General features: G+C 72.8%; 2 protein-coding genes. Both read left to right on the forward strand.

All coding sequences use genetic code 11. The annotated features are described in order from the left end of the window. Nucleotides 1-817: putative PEP-binding protein (locus tag EKG36_RS20335; protein WP_148113493.1), on the forward strand; the 817-nt coding region annotated here is incomplete at its 5' end. Continuing rightward, nucleotides 814-2405: N-acetylglucosamine-specific PTS transporter subunit IIBC (gene nagE, locus EKG36_RS20340; RefSeq protein WP_126487104.1), on the forward strand; the 1592-nt coding region annotated here is incomplete at its 3' end. The genes EKG36_RS20335 and nagE, both read left to right, overlap by 4 nt.

The following is a 2405-nucleotide window of genomic DNA, read 5'->3' on the forward strand; positions in this document are numbered from 1 at the left end:
CGAGGCGGACCAGCACCGCGAGTACCAGGCTGCGGTGGCGGCCCTGGACGGCAAGCCGGTGGTCATCCGTACCCTGGACATCGGCGCCGACAAGCAGCTGCCCTACCTGCGCCTGCCGGCGGTCCCCAACCCGGCCCTCGGCGTGCGCGGGGCGCGCCTCTGGCAGAGCCATCCCGAGCTGCTCGACACCCAGCTGCGGGCGCTGCTGCGTGTTTCCACCCCCGAGCGGCTGCGCATCATGGTGCCGATGCTCAGCGATGCCGGGGAGCTTGCCTGGGTACGGGGCCGCCTGGAGGGCCTGGCCGAGTCCCTGGGCCTGACCCGGTTGCCGGCGCTGGGCGCCATGATCGAGGTGCCCAGCGCCGCCCTCGGCGCCCGGCGGCTGGCCGCCGAGGCCGATTTCCTGTCCATCGGCACCAACGACCTCACCCAGTACACCCTGGCCATGGACCGCGAGGAGCCGCGCCTGGCGGCGCGGGCGGACGTCCTGCATCCGGCCGTGCTGGCGCTGGTCAAGGCCACCGTGGAAGGCGCCGCCGGGGCCTGTCCGGTGGGCGTCTGCGGGGCCGCCGCCGGCGACGACCTGGCGGGCCCGCTGCTGGTGGCCCTCGGCGTCGACGAGCTCTCCGTGGAGCCGGCCCGGGTGCCGGCGCTCAAGGCCGCCCTGCGGCGCCTGGACGCCGCCGCCCTGGCCGACGAGATCCCCGGCCTGCTCGAGCTCGACGATGCCGCGGCGGTCCGCGAGCGCCTCACAGCCTGGTTCGCCGCCGATGCCACTGCCACCACAACAACAACCTGCGAGAGGATGCCCTCATGAGCACCACCCTCGGTTCCCGACTCATGGCCGGCCTGCAACACCTCGGCCGCTCCCTGATGCTGCCCATCGCCGTGCTGCCGGTCGCCGGCCTGCTGCTGCGCCTGGGCCAGCCGGACCTGCTCGATGTGCCCTTCATCGCCGAGGCGGGCAACGCCATCTTCGCCAACCTGGCGCTGATCTTCGCCATCGGCGTGGCGGTGGGCTTCGCCGACGACAACAACGGCGCCGCCGGCCTGGCCGGGGTGATCGGCTACCTGGTGCTGGAGGCGGTGCTCACCGCCCTCAACCCCGAGATCGACATGGGGGTGCTGGCCGGGATCATCATCGGCAGCGTGGCGGGGCTGCTCTACAACCGCTACAAGGCCATCGCGCTGCCCGACTACCTGGCGTTCTTCGGCGGCCGGCGCTTCGTGCCCATCGCCACCGGGCTCGCCGCGGTGATGCTCGGGGTGGCCTTCGGCCTCGTCTGGCCGCCGGTGCAGCAGGGCATCGATGCCCTGGGCCAGTGGCTGATCGATGCCGGGGAGCTGGGGCTGTTCGTCTACGGTGCCCTCAACCGGCTGCTGATCGTCACCGGCCTGCACCACGTGCTCAACAGCCTGGTGTGGTTCGTGTTCGGCAGCTTCGAGGGCGCCAGCGGGGACCTCAACCGCTTCTTCGCCGGGGACCCCTCGGCGGGCAGCTTCATGGCGGGCTTCTTCCCGGTGATGATGTTCGGCCTGCCGGCGGCGGCGCTGGCCATGTACCACGCCGCGCCTCGGGGCCGTCGCGCCCAGGTGGGCGGCCTGCTGCTGTCCCTGGCGCTGACCGCCTTCCTCACCGGGGTGACCGAGCCTATCGAGTTCACCTTCATGTTTCTGGCGCCGCTGCTCTATCTGGTACACGCGCTGCTGACCGGCGTGTCCATGGCGCTGATGCACTGGCTCGACGTCAAGCTGGGCTTCACCTTCTCCGCCGGCGCCTTCGACTATGCGCTGTCCTACGGGCTCTCCACCCAGGGCTGGCGGATGATCCCGGTGGGCCTGGCCTACGCCGTCGTCTACTACGGCGTCTTCCGCTGGGCCATCGCCCGCTTCGACCTGCCGACCCCGGGCCGCGAACCCGAGGGCGAGGCCGCCGAGGCGAGGCCGCGTGCTAGTGGCGCGCGGGGGCCGGCCTTCGTCGCCGCCCTTGGCGGAGCGGCCAACCTGGAAAGCGTCGGCGCCTGCACCACCCGCTTGCGCCTGGTGGTGGCCGACGGTGCGGCCATTGACGAGGCAGCCCTCAAGGGGCTGGGTGCCCGCGGCATCCTGCGCCTGGGCGGCGGCGGTCTGCAGGTGATCCTCGGCCCCATCGCCGATAGCGTGGCCGACGAGATCCGCGCGGCCATGGCCGACGACGGCCGCGAGGTCGCCAGCCGGCCGTCGTCGGCACCTCCCGTCGACGAGTCGACCCCGGCCCTGGCGATCTCCGCCGACCAGTGCGCACGCTGGCTCGCGGCCCTGGGCGGCGCGGACAACTTGCGGTGCCTGGAGGCACGCGCCAGCACCCGGCTTCGGGTCGAACTGGCCGACATCACGCGCCTGGATGACCAGGCCCTCGCGGCCCT

It is taken from the genome of Halomonas nitroreducens, from assembly GCF_003966155.1.
Taxonomy (GTDB): domain Bacteria; phylum Pseudomonadota; class Gammaproteobacteria; order Pseudomonadales; family Halomonadaceae; genus Halomonas; species Halomonas nitroreducens.